Here is a 17,770-nt window from a genome sequence, read left to right on the forward strand (position 1 = left end):
CCGGGCGCGCAGGCGATACGTGGCAACAGCAAAAGAAAACGGTTACCGTGCGGCGCCCACTTGGCCCATCGCCACGCGCAGCCGGCCGCGGGCACGTTCCAGCGCCGCCTCGGCGCGTTCGCGGTCGATGTCGTCGCTGCTCCCTTGCTGGAGGCGGTCGAGCGCGCGCTTTTCGGCCGCTTGTGCGCGTTCCACATCAATCTCGGAGGCCAGCTCGACGGCATCAGCAAGCACCGTCACCTTGTTATCCAGCACTTCGAGGAAGCCGCCCGTCGTTGCAAAGACGATGCGGTCGTCGTGCATGTCGGCGTACTCGTGGGCGTCTTGCGTGCGCACCACCAGCGGCCCTACGCCGAGGGCCGCGATGAGCGGCGCGTGGTTCTTGAGCACTTCAAAGCTGCCCTCTACGCCGGGCGCGCGCACGCCGCTGGCATGGCCGCGGAAGGCGCGGTCGTCGGGCGTTACGATGTCTACGTACAATTCGTCTGCCATGACACACTATCGAAATTGGGGGGACCGGTAGGGCGCTGCGCCTCAGCCGCGAGCCGCGCACAACCGCGCGGCCCGCGAAAGGCACCATCCGTTACGCGTCTTCGAGCATCTTCTCGCCGTCCTCGATGACCTCGTCGATGGTGCCCTTCAGCAAGAACGCACGCTCAGGCAGGTGATCGAGCTCGCCGTCGAGAATCATGCGGAAGCCACGGATGGTTTCCTCAACCGAAACGTAGGCGCCCGGCGTGCCGGTGAACTGCTCGGCCACAAAGAACGGCTGACTCAGGAACCGCTGCACGCGGCGCGCGCGGTTCACGGCCTGCTTGTCTTCGTCCGACAGCTCATCCATGCCCAGGATGGCGATGATGTCCTGAAGCTCCTTGTAGCGCTGCAGGATCTCCTTCACATCTTGCGCCGTCTGGTAGTGCTCGGTGCCCAGCGTCCGCTCGTTCAGCATCTGACTCGTCGAGTCGAGCGGGTCGATGGCCGGGTAAATGCCCTGCGAGGAGAGCTGGCGCGAGAGCACCGTGGTGGCATCGAGGTGGGCAAACGTCGTGGCCGGAGCGGGGTCGGTCAGGTCATCCGCCGGCACGTACACCGCCTGAAACGACGTAATCGATCCCTTCTTGGTCGACGTAATGCGCTCTTGCAGGTCGCCCATTTCGCTGGCGAGCGTCGGCTGGTAGCCCACGGCGCTCGGCATGCGGCCCATAAGCGCCGACACCTCCGAGCCGGCCTGCACAAAGCGGAAGATGTTGTCGAGGAAGAACAGCACGTCGCGGCCGCCCAGGTCGCGGAAGTACTCCGCAATGGTGAGGCCGGTCAGCCCCACGCGCATGCGGGCTCCGGGGGGCTCATTCATCTGGCCAAAGACGAGCGCAATGTTCGACTCCTTCACAGCCTCCAGGTCTACCTTGTCGAGGTCCCAGCCGCCGTCCTCCATGGCATGCTTGAACTCCTCGCCGTACGTCATCACGCCCGATTCCAGCATCTCCCGGAGCAGGTCGTTGCCCTCACGGGTGCGCTCGCCCACACCGCTAAAGACGGAAAGGCCCTCGTGCGCCTTCGCAATGTTGTTAATGAGCTCCATGATGAGCACCGTCTTGCCGACGCCCGCGCCGCCAAACAGGCCCACCTTGCCGCCCTTGGGCACCGGCTGGATGAGGTCCATCACCTTGATGCCCGTCTCCAGGATTTCCTGCTCCGACGCAAGGTTCTCAAAGTCGGGCGCGTCCTGGTGAATCGCGCGCCGCTCGTCGGTATCGGGCTGTGGCAGACCGTCTACCGCCTGGCCGACGACGTTAAACAGCCGCCCACGGATGCTCTCGCCAATCGGAACGGAAATTGGCTGGCCGGTGGCAATGATGGCCTGGCCACGCTGCAAGCCGTCCGTCGAGTCCATGGCAATCGCGCGCACACGCCGCTCCCCAAGATGCTGCTGCACCTCCAAGATGAGCTCGTCGCCGCTCTCGCGCGGAATGCGCAGGGCATCTAGAATGTCGGGAATGTGCTCGCTCGAAAATTCGGCGTCCACCACCGGGCCAACAACCTCGATGATTTTCCCCTTTATCTCTTCAGATCCTACTTCCATGAGACCGGATGCTTGTTCAGTACGGTGGAGTGGCAAATGTCGTGACGCGCCCACAACATGCGTCTGTTCATGACACCGGAAGACGCCGGGCGAATCGTCATGAAACATAGGAGGTATCGACCGGAATTGCTTCCCGGCTGACGGAAGATGTGCTGCAAACGCCGCAAAGAATTGTGGAATTTGGCGACGTGCGGTCGAACGCGGGCCGCGGCGAACGGTCCATGCTGCGCGCTGCTGCATCTGGCATACGCCAAAACCCCCTGCGCGGGCCGCGCCTCACGCGAAACTTGTTTGTAGGATCGCGACCGCGGTACAATCCTTGATATGGTTTTTTGGTAAAATTGTGTGTAAGGAGGGATGCTGCCCAAAATTGCATCCCGCGTGAGCCGCTCCAAACGGTGCTTTCCCTCCGCGACTGTTGTTGAACATACGTTGAACATGCCTTGAAGTTGTTACGAGGGGTTTCTTAATTACACAAATGCGTATTAAACCCCACCAAAAACAAATGATCGATGACCCATGGACAATCCGGTTGACCGCACCATTCGCGTGATGACGATTGGCGTAGGGCTCGTTAGCCTCGTGATGTATGTCGTATTTACGCTGATGTAATATCGTAGGCGCCAGCGCTAAGGCGTCGTAACTTTAGGGCCAGCCAGGGGGGCAAAGGAATCCATTGGGGAGTGGATGTGGTACGGTTATGCCTACCGCCACCAAATGAATAGCTTGTCGTACCGCAATCCCTATGGGAGAACTGCTCGTCGTCGGAGATCGCATCCTTATTCAGCCCAGCGATGGGGAAGAACAAACGTCTGGAGGGCTGGTGCTTCCGGAAACGGTTGCGTTGCAGGACAATGTGCGAAGCGGATATGTGGTGAAGACGGGCCCCGGCTATCTGATGCCGAACCCGGAGTACACCGAGGACGATTCGTGGAAGCCTGATGGGAGCATGGTTCGGTACTTGCCGTTGCAGGCGGAGCCTGGTGATTATGCCTTTTTCTTGCGCGACAAGGCGATTGAACTGCGCTACAACGACCAGGAATACCTGATCGTGTCGCACGGGGCGGTGCTGGCCCTGGTGCGCAATCCGGAAGAGGAGCCGTCGGATACAACGCTCGACGACCTCGACGATCTGTGGGCTGACGAGTAGCGGCGCTATGAAGGTTGGGCGGAGGGCTGATCCCACCACGGCGTTTCGTCTTCTTCCGCATGAGGAGGGGGAACGGTAGGCTGCTGGGCCTCGGGGGCGTGCTCCGTGCCTTCGAGGGATGGGAGCGTCGCGCTGTAGAAGAGGTAGCGCACGTAGCGCGCGAGGGAGAGCGCGGGCAGCGCTTCGCGTCGTGCGAGCACCTTTTGTCGTTCGGTGGATTGCACGCGCTTCTTCTCTTTCGCACGCGCGATGCGGCGTTCGATGTCGTCGATGCGGCGCTCAACGTAGCGCTGGAGCCGTCGTTCTTCGGCAGGGGAGAGGCGATCGGGAACCTCGTCCTCATACGCGTGGACCAACGCGGCCCGCCACATCAAGAGGCGTGTACGCGTTGTGTCGCCAATGCGCCGCACGTCACGGAGCCGCTTCGGGGTCGCTTCGGCAGCCGTTCGTATGTTGGCCGCCTTCAGGCGCACCACAATCTTGTGCGTGATGCCGTCCACCGCGCGTGCCTCGCCAATGAAATGGTGCTTTAGGCGATCGTGCAGGGCGTTTTGCTGCACGGTTTCCAAACGATCGGCGCGCCGTTCGTCGATGGACGCGCGCACGTCGACCTTTTGGGACTGCAGCGTGTCGATCTCGCGGGTCAGCGTCTCGCACCGCGCACGTAGCCGTTCGGCTTCTTGCGTGAGGCGCCGGTGACGGCGTACGATGGGCTGCTGGCGGTAGCGCCATCCCACGAGCCACACCCACACCGCTGCGCCCCCACCGAGGGCCGCGAGGCCCCCAACGGGCGACATTAGCACGAGGAGCGCGGTGGCAGCGAGCCCCGTAGCCAGGGCCAGCGGGGCAAGCCAGCGCTCCCAGCCGGTGCGCGGCGGTTGGCGACGCGCGCGCCGCCGGGCGCGCGCAGCCTGCAGCGTCCAGCGGGTCGAGGGTTCAGCAGACGATTCAAGCGGGGGCACATCCTCGGGCGGCATGTAGCAGGCGTGCTCCAGCGCCTCAACCGACGGCCGCACGGCCTCAATCGTTCGCAGTTCTGCAAACAGGGCCGAGGCGCTCGGATCGTAAAAATCCGCCTCGCGAAACAGCATGTTTTCGCCATTATCGAAGCGTGCCCACAGCGCGGGCCGGTGGCGACACGCCTGAAGCGCCACGTCGATGACGCGGGCGGCGAAGTGGTCGAGGGTGGCGTCGAAGAGCGCGTCGGTGCGGTCCGGGTGCTGGTAGTTGCGGTGGCCCACCTCGGCGCTCGACCGCTGCTTCAGCGCGGGCACCCACATCGTGTCGTAATCCACCAGGCGAAGGACGCCCGCGTCGGTCACGAGGATGTTGCCGTGCTGCAGGTCGCCATGCGCGATGCGGGCTGCGCGCAGCGATTGCACGACGCGCCGCCACGTGCGCCGCAGCGACTCGAGTACATCGGGGGTCTCAAGATGATCGGCGACGAATTGGTTCAGCGGTGTGCCGTCAATCCATTCCATTTTGAGTACCGGATACCACGTGCCGTCAACGCGGATGCCCTGCGGCTGAAAATCGATGGGTACAAGCGCGTCGGGAGCATGCGCCGCGAGATGATCAGCCAGGGCCGCGTAGCGTTCGTCCAGTGCATCGCCTTCTGCAACGAAGCATTTGGCCGCCCAGGTGCGCCCCGTGGCGGGGTCGGTGAGCGGAAAGACGGCCGCGAACGCGCCGGTTACGGGTTGGGGGAGGCCGAGGACGTTGGTGCGTGGCTCGGCCGCTTGCAGGACGGGATCGGCGAAGGCGGTGGCTGGAAACTGCACCGCTTCTTGATAGGCGCTTGGGGTGGGATAGGCCACGGCTACGCGGAGCAATGAAGGCGGAGAACGGTGGTGTCGTCGTTGCGGAGCGCTCCCGCGGCCCGCGCTTTTTGGACGGCCGCTGCAAACGACGGGGGCGTCCATCCTAGCGCGCGCGTCGGGGTGGTGGCCAGGAGCCAGGCCGCCGCGGCGTCGGTGGCCAGCACCATCACATCGCCCGGCTGCCACGATCCACGGGTGTGCTCGATCGCGGGAGCTGGGGCGTCTCGACGGCTGCACAGCAGCGCAGGACGATGCGTAAAGGCGTCGGGGGTGTCGTGCGGCCAAGCCTGAAGAAGCGCCTCGTTGCGGAGGTGGAACAGCGCACAATCGCCCACGCTGCAGGCCGTCCACGTGAAACCGGGCCGGACCACAATGCCGAGCGCGGTAGCAAACGCCCCCTGCGCCGCCTTCTGGGCTGCATACCACGGCAGATCGGTGCGCTGCGGCGCCACCTCGGCGTGCCAGGCGTCGCGTGCATCGTTGGCCGCGTGTGCAAAGGCTGCGGCCGTCAGGGGGGCGGCCCGGGCAATGGCGGTGGCAAGATGCGCGGCCCACGCGCCGGCAAAAGCAGACTCGGTCGCGCCGTCTGCAATGGCTGCTGCCTGCTGGTGATAAGCCGTAGCGTCCTCGTTCTCGTCGGGCGCGTGTCCCTGTTTGGGGACCGTCAGAACGGTGGGCGCTTCAAAGAGCGCAGAGCCAGAAGGCATGCAGGCAGGGCGTTCGTTTCGCAACTTCGATGCGTACGTTGTATGTTGCACAGCGTTCGCATAACGTGTTGCTCAATCGCTAGTTTACTGTGCCCGACGTTCATGCTTCAACCCTTCGCGCATTGTTAGACCGCGCCATGCAGCACCTCGACGACTGGGAGCAGTCGTGGGGGACGTTTGCACGCCACCCATCGCTGTCCGCCGCGCCTGCGCGCATCGACGATGTGTTCGATCGGTACCTGGAGCGCCTGGGGGGCAACTATCCGTTTCATCACCCGCGGTATGCCGGGCAGATGCTGAAGCCGCCCCATCCCGTGGCCATGGCGGCGTACATGGCGGCGATGCGCATCAACCCCAACAATCATGCGCTCGATGGCGGCCCGCCCACGAGTGCAATGGAGAAAGAGGTGGTGGCCGATCTTGCGCACATGTTGGGGCTGCCCAAAGAAACGCTGGGGCACCTGACGGGCGGCGGTACGGTGGCGAACCTGGAGGCGTTGTGGGTGGCCCGCGAGCAGCATCCGGACCGCGGATTTGTGTGCTCGGAGGCCGCGCACTACACGCATACGCGCATGGCCAAGGTGCTGGGCGTTCGGATGGACACCGTGCCCACCGATGCCCACGAGCGCATCGACCTGAATGCGCTGGAAGAGGTGGTACAGAAAGGCGATGTGGGCACCGTCGTGCTCACCGCCGGAACGACCGGGCTGGGCGTGGTCGATCCCATCGCAGACGCCATCGCGCTGTGCCGATCGCACGGGGTGCGCGTGCATGTAGACGCCGCCTACGGTGGGTTTTTCGCGCTCGCCGCGCAGCGCGACGACGTGCCGCCCAACTTCCCCGCTGCCGATTTTGCTGCCATCGCGGAGGCCGATTCGGTGGTCATCGATCCGCACAAACACGGGCTACAGCCCTACGGGTGCGGCTGCGTGCTCTTTCGCGATCCCGGCGTGGGCACCGTGTACGCCCACGACTCGCCCTACACGTACTTCACGTCCGACGACCTGCACCTGGGCGAAATCAGCCTGGAGTGCTCGCGTCCGGGGGCCGCGGCCGGCGCGCTGTGGTGCACGCTGCAAATCTTGCCGCTGCATCCAACCGACGGCGTGGGCGCGATTGTGCACACGTGTTTGGAGGCGGCCCGCACGTGGGCCGCGGCGGTGCGCGAGGCATCGGCGCTTCAGTTGTACATGCCGCCTACCACCGACATCGTGGCGTACGCCCCGCGCATCGACGGCTCGGCGGCCGATCTTAACACGGCCAGTCGCGGCCTGTTCGAGCGTGCGATGACCGACGAACGGGCGCCCATCTTTACCAGCCTGTACCAAGTGCCCGCCGAGCGGGCGACGAAGCACCTGGAGGGTGTGACGCCGGTTCATGCCGATCAGGTGTCGGTGCTGCGCAGCGTGCTCATGAAACCGGAGCATCGCAGCTATGCAGCATCCATCGTAGACCGCCTGAACGCGTGGGCCGAAGCGTAGCGGCGCAGTCCCAGTCCTGCTGCGTACGCTTGAGGGGTTTACGCATCGTGCTTCTCATACGCCGCAATGATCTCGCGAACGAGCCGGTGGCGCACCACGTCGTCGCGGTCGAGGTAGATGAACTCGATGCCGTCGATGCCCTTCAGGATGTGCTGCACCTGCACGAGTCCGCTGTCGCGCCGGTTGGCCAGGTCCGTCTGCGTCACATCGCCGGTGATGATGGCGCGGCTGTTGGGGCCCAGGCGCGTCAAAAACATTTTCATCTGCCGCGTGGTCGCGTTCTGGGCTTCGTCCAGAATTACGAAGGCCGACTTGAGCGTGCGGCCGCGCATGTACGCCAGCGGCACCACCTCCACCTGGCTGTGCTCTAGGTACTCCGCCAGCTTTTCGCGGGGCAGCATGTCGCCCAAGGCGTCGTAGAGCGGGCGCAAGTACGGATCGATTTTTTCGTAGAAGTCGCCCGGCAAAAAGCCTAGCTGCTCACCGGCTTCCACCGCGGGCCGCGAAAGTACGATGCGTTTCACCTGATGCGCGCGCAACGCAGCCACCGCCAGCGCCACCGCCACGTAGGTCTTTCCGGTGCCCGCCGGGCCCACCGCAAACACCACGTCGTTGTTGAACGCCGCCTCCACCAGCCGCTCCTGGTTGGGCGTGCGCGGACGGATCGTGTCGCCGCGGGGCGTCTTTAGAATGGTAAGATCGGAGGCCGGCGTGTGGGCCGGACCCTCGGCCTCCCCAAACAGCGCCAGCACGGTCTGAACGTCCGATTCCGTAAGCGCATCGTTGCGCTCCAGCACCAGCATCAACTCATTGAACACCTGTTCGACGGTTTGCAGCGTGTCCGGGTCGCCTGCCAGGTAGATGTCCGTGCCGCGGGCTGTAATCTTAGTGTCGGGAAAGGCCGCCTCTACCTTGCGGAGCAGCACGTCGTTAAATCCGAAGAGCAGGCGCGGGTCGGCGCCGTCGATGCGTATGTGTTTTTCAGCCAAGGGCTTTGTGGGTTGATGAGCAGACAAACGAGGCGGCACGACACGTGTGCAAACGCGTTTGCTAGGCTCCTGTACGGCTACTTTTGTTGGAGGTGCCGTGCATCCGTCACAAAATCGCAATCAATTGGTGCGTCGCTTTTTATGGCCCGTTCGCTTACCGTCACGTTTTCAAAAATGCAGGGCGCCGGCAACGACTTCGTTGTGCTGGACAACCGCTTCTATCGGTTTGCGCCCGAGGAATTATCGGATCTGGCCGCGCGGTGGTGCCCGCGGCGCACGGGCATCGGGGCCGATGGGCTGCTCGCCTTTGAAGACGGTTCGACGACGGATCTAGACTTTCGGATGCGTTACTACAACGCGGACGGCTCGCGCGCTACGATGTGCGGCAACGGGGCTCGGTGCTTGGCGCGCTTCGCGCGGGACGCGGGCCTTGAGCGGCCGGTTCTTCGCTTTGCAACCGATGCCGGGACCTATCGGGCGGCGGTGCCCAACGATCCCACCGCGCCGGTGCGGCTGTACGTTCCATCGCCCGAGCGGTACGCATCGCCGGTTGATCTGCAGGCCCCGCCGGCAACCCTCCCCGCCGCCCACTTTCTATGGACGGGCACCGAGCACGTGGTCCTGTTTGTGGACGACGTAGAGGCGGCGCCGCTCGCCGACTGGGGGCCGGCCGTTCGTGGGGATGAGGCCCTGCAGCCGGAGGGGGCCAACGTGAACCTCGTGGAAGTGCGCGGGCCTGCGGCGCTTGCCGTGCGCACCTACGAAAAGGGCGTGGAGGACGAGACGCTGGCGTGCGGCACCGGCGTGCTAGCCGCTGCGCTAGTGGCCCGCCGGCAGAAGCGCGTGGACACCGCGCAGCCCACCACCGTGCACACCCGCGGCGGAGCGCTGCACGTGGGGACCGACGACACCGGGCTGTACCTGTCGGGCGCCGCGACGTTTGTCTTCCGCGGAACGGTAACGTATTAGCACCCCCGGCTGAAAGCGCGTGTGAGGCGGTTGTGTTATCATTTGCGCGCAGCGGGAACGTGCACATAATGATTTGTTAACATCAAACAGTATCGTGCAGAATATGTGAAGCAAGGGGTGATTGCAATGCAACAGATAGCCCAGTGGAAGGTCATCGTGGGTGTGCTGGGCGTGTGCGTGCTGGGCGCGTGCAGCGGGCTCTCGAACAGCGCATCGCAGCCGTCGGCGCATGAGGCCCATCGCGTGCTTGGCACCTGGCAGTATCAAGCGAATGGCACGCAAGTGCTAAGCCGCGGCACGTTTCAGATTGCTATGCGGAAAGGGCAGCTGCGCGGCATTTTGCGTGATGCCAAGCGAGGCGCGATCCCCTTGCAGGTGCGCGTGCACAACAACCGCCTGTCGCTCGACCTGGAGGCGTATCAGGTGCGCGGCATTGTGGAAGGAGATGCCTTTACGGCGACGTTAGAGCGCCCGATGTGGGACGTATCGGTGGCTCCGCCCACGAGTCGTGTGCCGCGCGCGGCGCCGCGCGACGATCGGGGCGCACTGTTTGCACGGCGTGTAGAGCGCGCCGGGTTGGCCGTGCCGCCGCTGGGGTGCAAGGACGTGGCCATGCAGCGCTGCGCTACGCCGTAACGGCAACCGGCTCATGCGAGCGTACAAGGTCACGTAGCGCTTCCACCTCGCTGCGCGTAGGCAGGGCAACAACCACCGGGCCCGCATCGGCGGCGCGTATCACCAAAACGGTATCGATCCGCGCGCGGCCCGCGGTAAACATCGTTGTGGGCTGGTAGCTGCGATGGTGCATGTGCGCCGTGCGCGCCGAGACGAGACGGCACGACGTTACGTCGTCGTACGCAATCGTACATTCGTTGCGCCCTTGCGCAAGATGCAGGGCCGCCCCGGTGTCTTCAAGATGGAGCCGCGGCTTCCATCCCACAACGCCTAGCAGAAGAAGTCCCGTTACGGAGGCCACCTGCGCAATCCAAAACGTCATTTGCGCATCAGGGTTGGTCACCAGCGTGGGTTGCAGCAGGGCCCAGCCCAGGTAGTGCGCCATCAGCAGCAGCAGCCCAAGCAGCGTAAGCAGCACAATAAACAGCGCCTCGCTTCGCAGGCGATCGCCCACCCACCACCGAACGATGCGCCCTAGCAGTGAATACTTGGGATTAAAGGTGCGGGCATACTGAGCAGCGTAAGGCACAGCGAAACCGTGAGGCTGGGAGGGATGGCTTATTTGACGTTTCTCGAATGGAAACCCCGAGGCACGCGTTCCTGAACCGCGCAGTGCCCCGGGCACCGCCCGGCACGACTTCTGACGAACGTGCAATCTTCCGTGGCGCGATGCAACCCGGCCTTTGCCGTGTGCGTGTGCCCGCACGGAGCACTCAACAGCACGAAATCGGATTCAAAACGTCGCCCGCGAAGTTATGGAGCATGCAGTTGGCATTGTAGGCGGCGGGTTGGCCGGATGTGCAGCAGCCCTTGCGCTTGCGCGGCGCGGCCACCGGGTGCTGCTGTTGGAGAAGGGCACCTATCCGCGCCACAAGGTGTGTGGCGAGTTTTTGTCGCCGGAGGTGCGGTCCGTTTTTCGTGCCCTTGGCGTGCAGGCAGACGTGGAGGCTGCCGGGGCGCGCCCCATCACAAAAACCCGCTTGGTGGCGCCCGGGGGCGCCGAAGCGGTGTACCCGCTTCCCGCCGAAGGACTGGGACTCAGCCGGTACGCGCTGGATGCTCTCCTCTTTCGTGCTGCCAAGCAAGCAGGCGCCGATGCGCGCAGTGGCGTGGCCGTGCGACGCATCGAAGGCTCGCTCGACGCCGGCTTTCGGGTGCACACCGCCCAGGAGGCCTTTTCGATGCGGGTGGTGCTGGGTGCGTACGGAAAGCGCGCGCGCCTCGATCGGGTGCTGGAGCGCCCCTTCTTCGCCGAGCAAACGGGCCTCGTTGGCTTCAAGGCGCACTTCGATGGCCCGCCCATTGGGCCGTTCATTGAGATGTATGCGGTGCCGGGCGGGTACTGCGGCATCTCGCACATCGAAGGCGATGGCCTAAATGTGTGCTGGTTGGTCGATCAGGAGCGCCTGAAAGCGCAAGGGAAGACGCCCGAGGCCTCCCTCGCGGCGATGCGCGAAGCCAATGCCGGACTCGACGCGCGCTTGCAGCCCATGACGCGCCGCATGGAACGGTTTCTGGCCATCAGTCAGGTGTCGCTGGCCCGCAAGGCCCCAATCGTTGATGATGTGCTCATGATTGGCGACACAGCGGGCATGATTGCGCCGTTGTGCGGCGACGGCATGGCAATGGCGCTGCACAGTGCGTTGCTCGCGGCATCGCCGGTGCACCAGTTTCTGCAGGGGAAAACAGGTGCGCGCGCCCTGCGGAATCGGTACCGCACCGCATGGACCGATGCGTTTCGCACGCGCCTTACCGTGGGACGGTGGGCGCATCGGGCCACGCTGCGGCCCATGGCGGCGCGTCTGCTGGTGCACAGCCTGCACCGCGTGCCCCCGTGGGCGCGCTGGCTGATTCGCACCACCCGCGGGACCGCGTAGGGAGGTATCGTTAGCTGGACGTATCGTCCGTGCGGGCATCGAGCGCATCGGCCATGCGCTCAACCTTGGCATTCAGCGACTGCACCTGCTCGCGGAGGGCTTCCACGTCGGACTGGCTGGGCACGCCAAGACGTTCTAACGCGCCGTTCACCTCTGTACGCATGCGCTGCTCGAATGCCGAGGCGGCATCGGCCAGCTCCGTTTCGGTCTGCTCCAGCCGCTGTTTGGCATCGGATGTGCGCGCGCGCCGGGTTTGCTCCCACGAGCGGCCCTCCTCGACCAGGGCGTCAAAGATTTTGCCGCTCCACTCCTCCGCGACCGACAACGTACCGAGACCGGCCAGCCATACGTTCTGGGCGGTGCGTGCCGCGCCGGAAGCGGCCGATGCGGCGACATCGCCGAGGCCCGCGCCCGACGAGCCGTTGTGCTTGGAGGACGCACGGGAGGATTTCTTTCCACGCGTGCCCCGTGTGATGTTGATGCTGGGCTTCTGTTCGTCACTCATAGCTGGTAGAGGTCAAGTTGAGAGAAGGTCAAGCGCTGTACGTGATCCATCGGGCCAATTCCTTGAAGCTCGCTTTCTTTCCATACATGAAGATCCCCACGCGATAGATCCGACCCGCCACCCATACCGCGCCCAGAAAGGTGAGCATGAGCAGCACAAACGCGCCGCTCACTTGCCACAGGGGCACATCGACGAGAGCCACGCGCAGGATCATCAGGATGGGCGAGAAGAAGGGGACCATCGACATCACAACCGCCAGCGTGCTGCTTGGATCGTTGATGAGAACGCCGATCATCATCAGCGGCACAATGAGCGGAAGCATCACGACGAGCAAGAGGTTCTGGGCATCTTGCTGCTGCTCAACCGCCGATCCAACGGCCGCAAAGAGGCTAGCATACAGCAGGTAGCCGCCAAGGAAAAACAGCACAAACCACACAAACAGATCCGCGGGCAGGGTGGGCAGCGAGAGGTTGGCGGCTTCCAGCATCTGTTGCTGCGACGCACCGGCCTGCAACCCCACGTCGGACGGATTCATGAAGAGGGTCATGAGCGTGCCTGCGTAGGTGACGGAGGCAAAGCCCACCGCGCCCCATAGAATCATTTGGGTGAGGCCCATGGCGCCGATGCCGAGCACCTTGCCCATCAGCAGCTCGAACGGCCGAACGCTGGACACCACCACTTCCACCACGCGCGAGCTTTTCTCCTCAATGACGCCCTGCATGACGAACTGCCCGTACATAAACACCGCAAAGTAGATGACGAACGAAAGCAGATAGCCCACCGCCATGAAGAAGAAAGAATGGTCTTCGGTGGAGCCGCTTTCGGTGAGCGTGCGCGTGGTGACGTCTAAATCGGCGGAGAGGGCTGCCATCACAGCAGGCGATGCGTTAGCGCGCTGTAGGCGCACATCTTGCACGATGTCTTCGAGCGTTCCGATGATGTTCTCTGTGGTTGCAAGGCCGCTCCCGTCGCTCGACAGGAGTTGGGGGGCGGCGGCGCCCGTCAGCAGGCTATCGGGCACAATGAGGAGCGCATCGTAGGTGCCGCTTCGCACCGCCGCGCGCGCCGAGTCGGCGGGGGGCTGCACCCGCGTAAACCGGAGCCCGTCGTCGCTGCGCGCCACCAGCGAGTCGCCAATGGCATCGGGGCCACGGTCGAGCACGGCCACCGTGGCCGTGTCGCCGCTCACGGTGAAGTAGGTGATAAGGCCCGGGGCGGCCATCAGGACGACGAAGCCCACGGGCACAAGCAGCGTGGCCAGCACGAACGCTTTCGATCGTACGCGCCGCCAGAATTCGCTTCGGAGAATCAGCCAGATCTTTTGCATAGCACGAAGGACGTTTCAAAAAGTGGAGAGCAGTGGCACATGCCGTGGGGGTGCGCAGGGCTTAGGCCGCAACAGCAGCCTCTTCGCGCATGGCGCGGGCGTTGTCTTCACCCACCACTTCGATAAATATCTCGTTGAGCGGCGGGGCGGTGCGCTCGAAGCGATAAAGCTCGTCGACCGTTGCCAGGGCGGCGTCGAGGACGGCGCGCCCCTTCGCTGCATCCAGCAGCTGGAGCTCGGCCCGGTGCGCAGAACGCGTATTGCATCGGACAATCTCGCGCGCTACGAGGTCATCGATGAAGGTGTCGGCCCCATCAAACTCGACAACGACCGTGTTGCGTCCAAACTGCTTCTTAACGTCCTGGAGCGGACCTTGCAGCACAATTTCGCCGCGCGCCATCAGGCAGATGTCGTCGCAGAGCTGCTCCACCTGTTCCATGCGGTGCGAGGCAAAAAGGATCGTGCGCTCGTCTTGCCGAAGCTCCAGGATGATATCCCGCAGGAGCTCGGCGTTGATGGGGTCGAGGCCGCTAAAGGGCTCGTCAAAAATCAGCAGCGACGGATCGTGCAGCAGGGTTGCGATAAACTGGATCTTTTGCTGCATGCCCTTGGAGAGCTCGTCGGTTTTCTTGTCAGCCCAATCGGTTGCGCCGAAGCGATCCAGCCAGTGCATGGTACGTTCCTCCGCCACTGCGGCCGACAGCCCCTTGAGCTGTCCGAGATAAATCAGTTGCTCCTTTACGCGCAAGCGTTTGTACAGGCCGCGCTCTTCGGGCAGGTAGCCCATGCGTTGCTGGCTCTGTTCGCCCACCGTTGCGCCATCGTAGGTGATCCGGCCCGTATCGGGAACGGTGATGTGCGTAATCATCCGGATGGTGGACGTTTTGCCCGCTCCGTTGGGGCCTAAGATGCCCAAGATGCGCCCGGGGCGCGCTGTAAACGAGACGTCGTCAACGGCCTGGGTCGAGCCATACCGCTTCGATACGTGATCAACGTGTAGCGTGGCCATAAAGCGCGTGTAGCAATGAAAGAGGGTACAAGGGTAGCGTACACATTATAGACGACAGTTCCAACCCGCGTAAAGAATTCAGCGGGCTCAGGTCTACAGACGAAGTACAGAGCCTCGGGGTTACACCAACCATGATGTGCCAACCGCCCAGGCGCAGCGCTACCGGTTGATGAGCGAGCGGATACGGTGCTGTACGCGCATGCCCAGGGGGAGCGCATGATTGCTGGCGTCATGTAGGCCGCGGTACGATTCCGTTCCGTAGGTGTAGCCGTACCCATAGCCCGGGCCCGTAGACCCGTCGTAGCGGTTGAGCATGCCCATGAGGTGCGGGACGTCCAGCATCGTAAACCGGTCAATCACTTCCTGATACTGGTGTTGGTGCGTGGCACCGGCCGAGGCGATGACGAGCGCTACGTCACTGATGGCCGCGAGGCGGTGCACGCTGTCAAAAAAGAGCGCGGGCGGCGTGTCGATGATGATCATGTCCCAGCTGTCGTGCAACTGGTCAAGCGCACGGCAAAAGTGCGTCTCTTGAAGCAAAAGCGACGGCTGCGGGACAGCGTTGCCGGCGGTGAGGGCGCCCAGGGTGCTGCGTTGTTGCGGCACCGGGCTGCCGTTGGCCGTTTGATCGGCGGCAGAATCTACGATTTGGTGGATCGGCGCTTCGGCACCGGCCAGCAGGTCGCTAAGCCCCGGGGTCCGCGACAGGTGGAGGCGCCGGTGCACGTTGGGGTTGTAAAGGTCGGCATCTAGCACAAGCGTGCTGTGTCCTGTTTCGCAGAAGGCCATGCCCAGGTTAATGGCCGTCGTGGTTTTGCCCTCGCCCGCGCCAGGACTCGTGACAAGAATGACGCCCACATCGTCTGGAATGCCCAGGCGTATATTTGTTGCCACGTGGCGGTAGGCCTCTGCGGCGGCGGAAAAAGGGGGGACGAGAATCGACGGTGCCTCGGGGGTGTCGGCGGTGTCGTCGTGGTCTGCCCACTGGGGAATGGTGCCAAAGAGCGGCGCGCTGCTCTGCTTCAAATCGTTCGGCGTGTCCACAATGTCATCCATCCGATCGAAGACCAGCACTGAGCCTCCGGCACATACGGTTCCCAACAGGGTGCCCAGCAGGACGATGCGCCACACGTTGGGCGCTGAGGGCATGCTCGGCGCAGTTGCGCGGCGAATCGTGTGCGCCTGTTCGGCTTGCGATTCTTCGGCCACGCGTGCTTGCTGCAGGCTTTTGGAAAGGGAGAGAAAGAGCTCTTGCGCCATGGCTTTCCGACGCTTCAGGCGTGCGAGGGTAGGATCTGGCGCTTGCTGCAAGGAGGCGCGGCGCTGCTGCAGCTGCTCGCTTATCACCTTCAGCTGTGCCTTTAGGCGCGTGATCGCAATGCGGTGCTCCGTGATCTGCCGTTGCAAGTCGACCACCGATTGAATGCCCTGCTCCCCGCTAATGGGGTTAATGGCATCGGTGGAAAGGGCCTGACGTACGTATGCTTGCGCAAGCTCCTCGGTGCGTTGCTGTAGCGCGTCGATACGCTGCTGTTTGGTTTTTAGCATCGCCTCCAGCGCTGGCGTAAGGGTCTCGTAGTTTTCCCGCACGGTGCGCACTTCCATCTGCAGGTTGATGAGCCGTTCGTGTGCATTCCGCAGCTTTTGGGTGGTGGTAGAAGCCGCGCGCTTGGCGAGAAGGGGCCGAATCGACTGCAGCCGGGCACGGGACGAATCCAAAAGGGCTTGCTCAATCTTGAGGTCTACCTGCAGCTGGTCCTTTTGCATCTTGAGTTCAAAGATACGGGTGGCAAGCTGCCCCGACCCGCCAAGGAGGGCGCCGCTGCTGTCGGGGCGTAGCAGGCCCGCGCGGCCGTTGGCCTGTATGTACGCTGCAATACTGTCTTCTACCGTTCGCAGCTGCGCCCTGAGTTTCGACTGTTGCTCGTTTAAGAAGCGACGCGTGTTGCGGAGCTTGGCGTTGCGGGTGCGGCGAAGATGCGCGCGGTACGTGCGCACCACGGTGTTAGCGAGTAGCGCCGCGATCTGCGGATCGGTGGTTGTCGCATTGATGCGCAGCGCAGGGACTTCGTTGTCATCGCGGACGACCCTAATGTGGCGGTGCACGTGCGTGCCGAGGGCCGCGATGGAACGGGGCGGGCCGCCGGGCGGGGCAAAGAACGACGCGTTACGCAATCCCACGGAGTCGGCCTGCACGCGCAAATTCTGGGCGACCGCTTGCGCAAATGACGCAGAGTTTCGTAGAAAGTACAGCTCGCGTGCAATTTGATTGGAGGGCTCCGGACGCATGAACGTCAGAAGCTCGTTCGGTAGCTCCTCCTGGCTTAGCAGAACGATCGCTGATGCCTGGTACTGTTTGGGCTGGCTTTGGACATAGACGTACGCCAGGGTGCCGGAGACAAAAGCAACGGCCAGGATAATCCATTTGTATTGCCAGAGCACGCGCAGCCGATCCATGACGGAGACCAAGCCTGTATCTTGGGGGTCGTACAGCAGTTGATCTGCCGCAGGCGAGGCCGTGCCATTCGACGAGGCTGTGCCATTCAGCGAAGAAGCCATAGAGAGAAGCGATAAAATTAGAAGCAATGGTTTCGAGGGTGCTGCGATGCAGCACGTGATGGGGCACAACACCGCACGATAGGGGAGAAATGGCGGCGTACGAGGCAGTGCGTCCGGAAGGGATTCAATTTAGTGAGGTATCACATAAGCACAGGGGGGGCGAGTATCAGGTGTATCTGTCTGCTTAGAGGCACCCGTTAGAGGCACCCGCCAGTGGACGGGTGTGGGCATCGTCCAATAAGATTAAGTGCTGGCCGAACGATCAGCGTATGATCCTGTAGCAGGCGGCGCGCGTAGGGAGGTGCCACAAGAGCTGAACGCATACACAGTCAATCGCTCTTTTTAAGAAGTATGTAAAGATGCCCCACACCATTTATTCAAACGTAGAAAGCACGCGAGATAGTTCCAATCCGCTTGTGGTGTATCCATCTGCCCGATTCGGCGGATACATTGCGTGGGCAGGTAGCATGCATAGATGCGCCAACGGCTGTCATCATGTGCGCTTCGTGCGTGAGTTTATAGTTTGGGCAAACGCACAAGCGGCTCACCTGTCGAAACAAGCGAGCCGCTGCGCAGCAGAATGGCGTGGGCAAGCCCCACCGCTACGTGGTATCATGTG

At 63.3% G+C, this 17,770-nt stretch carries 15 protein-coding genes; 5 read left to right on the forward strand and 10 right to left on the reverse strand.

Annotated features, from left to right (window positions below):
- Positions 1–42 precede the first annotated feature (42 nt).
- Both atpC and atpD read right to left on the reverse strand, forming a co-directional pair.
- Complete coding sequence (gene atpC / locus SALLO_RS0101085) at positions 43–492, reverse strand: ATP synthase F1 subunit epsilon (protein ID WP_022834486.1); 450 nt, start codon at positions 490–492, stop codon at positions 43–45.
- 91 nt (positions 493–583) lie between these two features.
- Positions 584–2,083: a F0F1 ATP synthase subunit beta gene (gene atpD / locus SALLO_RS0101090; RefSeq protein ID WP_022834487.1), complete on the reverse strand. Its 1,500-nt coding sequence runs from the start codon at positions 2,081–2,083 to the stop codon at positions 584–586.
- A 745-nt stretch (positions 2,084–2,828) separates the two neighbouring features.
- On the opposite strand from atpD, the gene SALLO_RS0101105 reads away from it, so the two are divergent.
- A complete protein-coding gene (locus tag SALLO_RS0101105; RefSeq protein ID WP_022834489.1) occupies positions 2,829–3,233 on the forward strand; it encodes a co-chaperone GroES in 405 nt (134 codons plus the stop codon).
- Positions 3,234–3,238: 5 nt separating this feature from the next.
- Here SALLO_RS0101105 and SALLO_RS0101110 read toward each other — a convergent pair whose 3' ends face one another.
- Both SALLO_RS0101110 and SALLO_RS0101115 read right to left on the reverse strand, forming a co-directional pair.
- On the reverse strand, positions 3,239–5,050 hold the full coding sequence (locus SALLO_RS0101110; protein ID WP_028566761.1) for a protein kinase family protein: 1,812 nt from the start codon (positions 5,048–5,050) through the stop codon (positions 3,239–3,241).
- Between the two features lie 2 nt (positions 5,051–5,052).
- Entirely contained in the window at positions 5,053–5,760 is a 708-nt protein-coding gene (locus tag SALLO_RS0101115; RefSeq protein WP_022834491.1) for a protein phosphatase 2C domain-containing protein, read from the reverse strand.
- A gap of 137 nt (positions 5,761–5,897) precedes the next feature.
- Between SALLO_RS0101115 and SALLO_RS0101120 the strand changes: the two genes are divergently transcribed.
- Positions 5,898–7,241 carry a pyridoxal phosphate-dependent decarboxylase family protein gene (locus SALLO_RS0101120; protein ID WP_022834492.1) on the forward strand — a complete coding sequence of 448 codons (1,344 nt, stop codon included), beginning with the start codon at positions 5,898–5,900 and terminating at the stop codon, positions 7,239–7,241.
- 38 nt (positions 7,242–7,279) lie between these two features.
- Here the strand turns inward: SALLO_RS0101120 and SALLO_RS0101125 are convergent, their stop codons facing one another.
- Entirely contained in the window at positions 7,280–8,230 is a 951-nt protein-coding gene (locus SALLO_RS0101125; RefSeq protein ID WP_022834493.1) for a PhoH family protein, read from the reverse strand.
- A gap of 141 nt (positions 8,231–8,371) precedes the next feature.
- Here SALLO_RS0101125 and dapF point away from each other — a divergent pair, with 141 nt between their 5' ends.
- Both dapF and SALLO_RS0101135 read left to right on the forward strand, forming a co-directional pair.
- The gene (gene dapF / locus SALLO_RS0101130; RefSeq protein WP_022834494.1) at positions 8,372–9,199 is read left to right on the forward strand and encodes a diaminopimelate epimerase; all 828 of its coding nucleotides are present in this window, start codon (positions 8,372–8,374) and stop codon (positions 9,197–9,199) included.
- A 126-nt stretch (positions 9,200–9,325) separates the two neighbouring features.
- Entirely contained in the window at positions 9,326–9,835 is a 510-nt protein-coding gene (locus tag SALLO_RS0101135; protein ID WP_028566763.1) for a hypothetical protein, read from the forward strand.
- Here the strand turns inward: SALLO_RS0101135 and SALLO_RS0101140 are convergent.
- On the reverse strand, positions 9,825–10,403 hold the full coding sequence (locus SALLO_RS0101140; protein ID WP_040605697.1) for a hypothetical protein: 579 nt from the start codon (positions 10,401–10,403) through the stop codon (positions 9,825–9,827). The two genes, SALLO_RS0101135 and SALLO_RS0101140, sit on opposite strands and share 11 nt — an antisense overlap.
- A 226-nt stretch (positions 10,404–10,629) precedes the next feature.
- Here SALLO_RS0101140 and SALLO_RS0101145 point away from each other — a divergent pair, with 226 nt between their 5' ends.
- Entirely contained in the window at positions 10,630–11,751 is a 1,122-nt protein-coding gene (locus SALLO_RS0101145) for an NAD(P)/FAD-dependent oxidoreductase (RefSeq protein WP_022834496.1), read from the forward strand.
- Positions 11,752–11,761: 10 nt separating this feature from the next.
- Here the strand turns inward: SALLO_RS0101145 and SALLO_RS0101150 are convergent, their stop codons facing one another.
- From SALLO_RS0101150 to SALLO_RS0101165, 4 genes are all read right to left on the reverse strand, one after another.
- Entirely contained in the window at positions 11,762–12,256 is a 495-nt protein-coding gene (locus SALLO_RS0101150) for a phasin family protein (RefSeq protein WP_028566765.1), read from the reverse strand.
- 28 nt (positions 12,257–12,284) lie between these two features.
- Positions 12,285–13,583, reverse strand: coding sequence for an ABC transporter permease (locus SALLO_RS0101155; protein ID WP_022834497.1), 1,299 nt, complete (start codon positions 13,581–13,583; stop codon positions 12,285–12,287).
- 61 nt (positions 13,584–13,644) lie between these two features.
- Positions 13,645–14,592 carry an ABC transporter ATP-binding protein gene (locus SALLO_RS0101160; RefSeq protein ID WP_022834498.1) on the reverse strand — a complete coding sequence of 316 codons (948 nt, stop codon included), beginning with the start codon at positions 14,590–14,592 and terminating at the stop codon, positions 13,645–13,647.
- Between the two features lie 159 nt (positions 14,593–14,751).
- The gene (locus SALLO_RS0101165) at positions 14,752–17,151 is read right to left on the reverse strand and encodes a GumC family protein (protein WP_022834499.1); all 2,400 of its coding nucleotides are present in this window, start codon (positions 17,149–17,151) and stop codon (positions 14,752–14,754) included.
- Positions 17,152–17,770 lie beyond the last annotated feature (619 nt).

The organism is Salisaeta longa DSM 21114, assembly GCF_000419585.1.
Classification (GTDB): Bacteria; Bacteroidota; Rhodothermia; order Rhodothermales; family Salinibacteraceae; genus Salisaeta; species Salisaeta longa.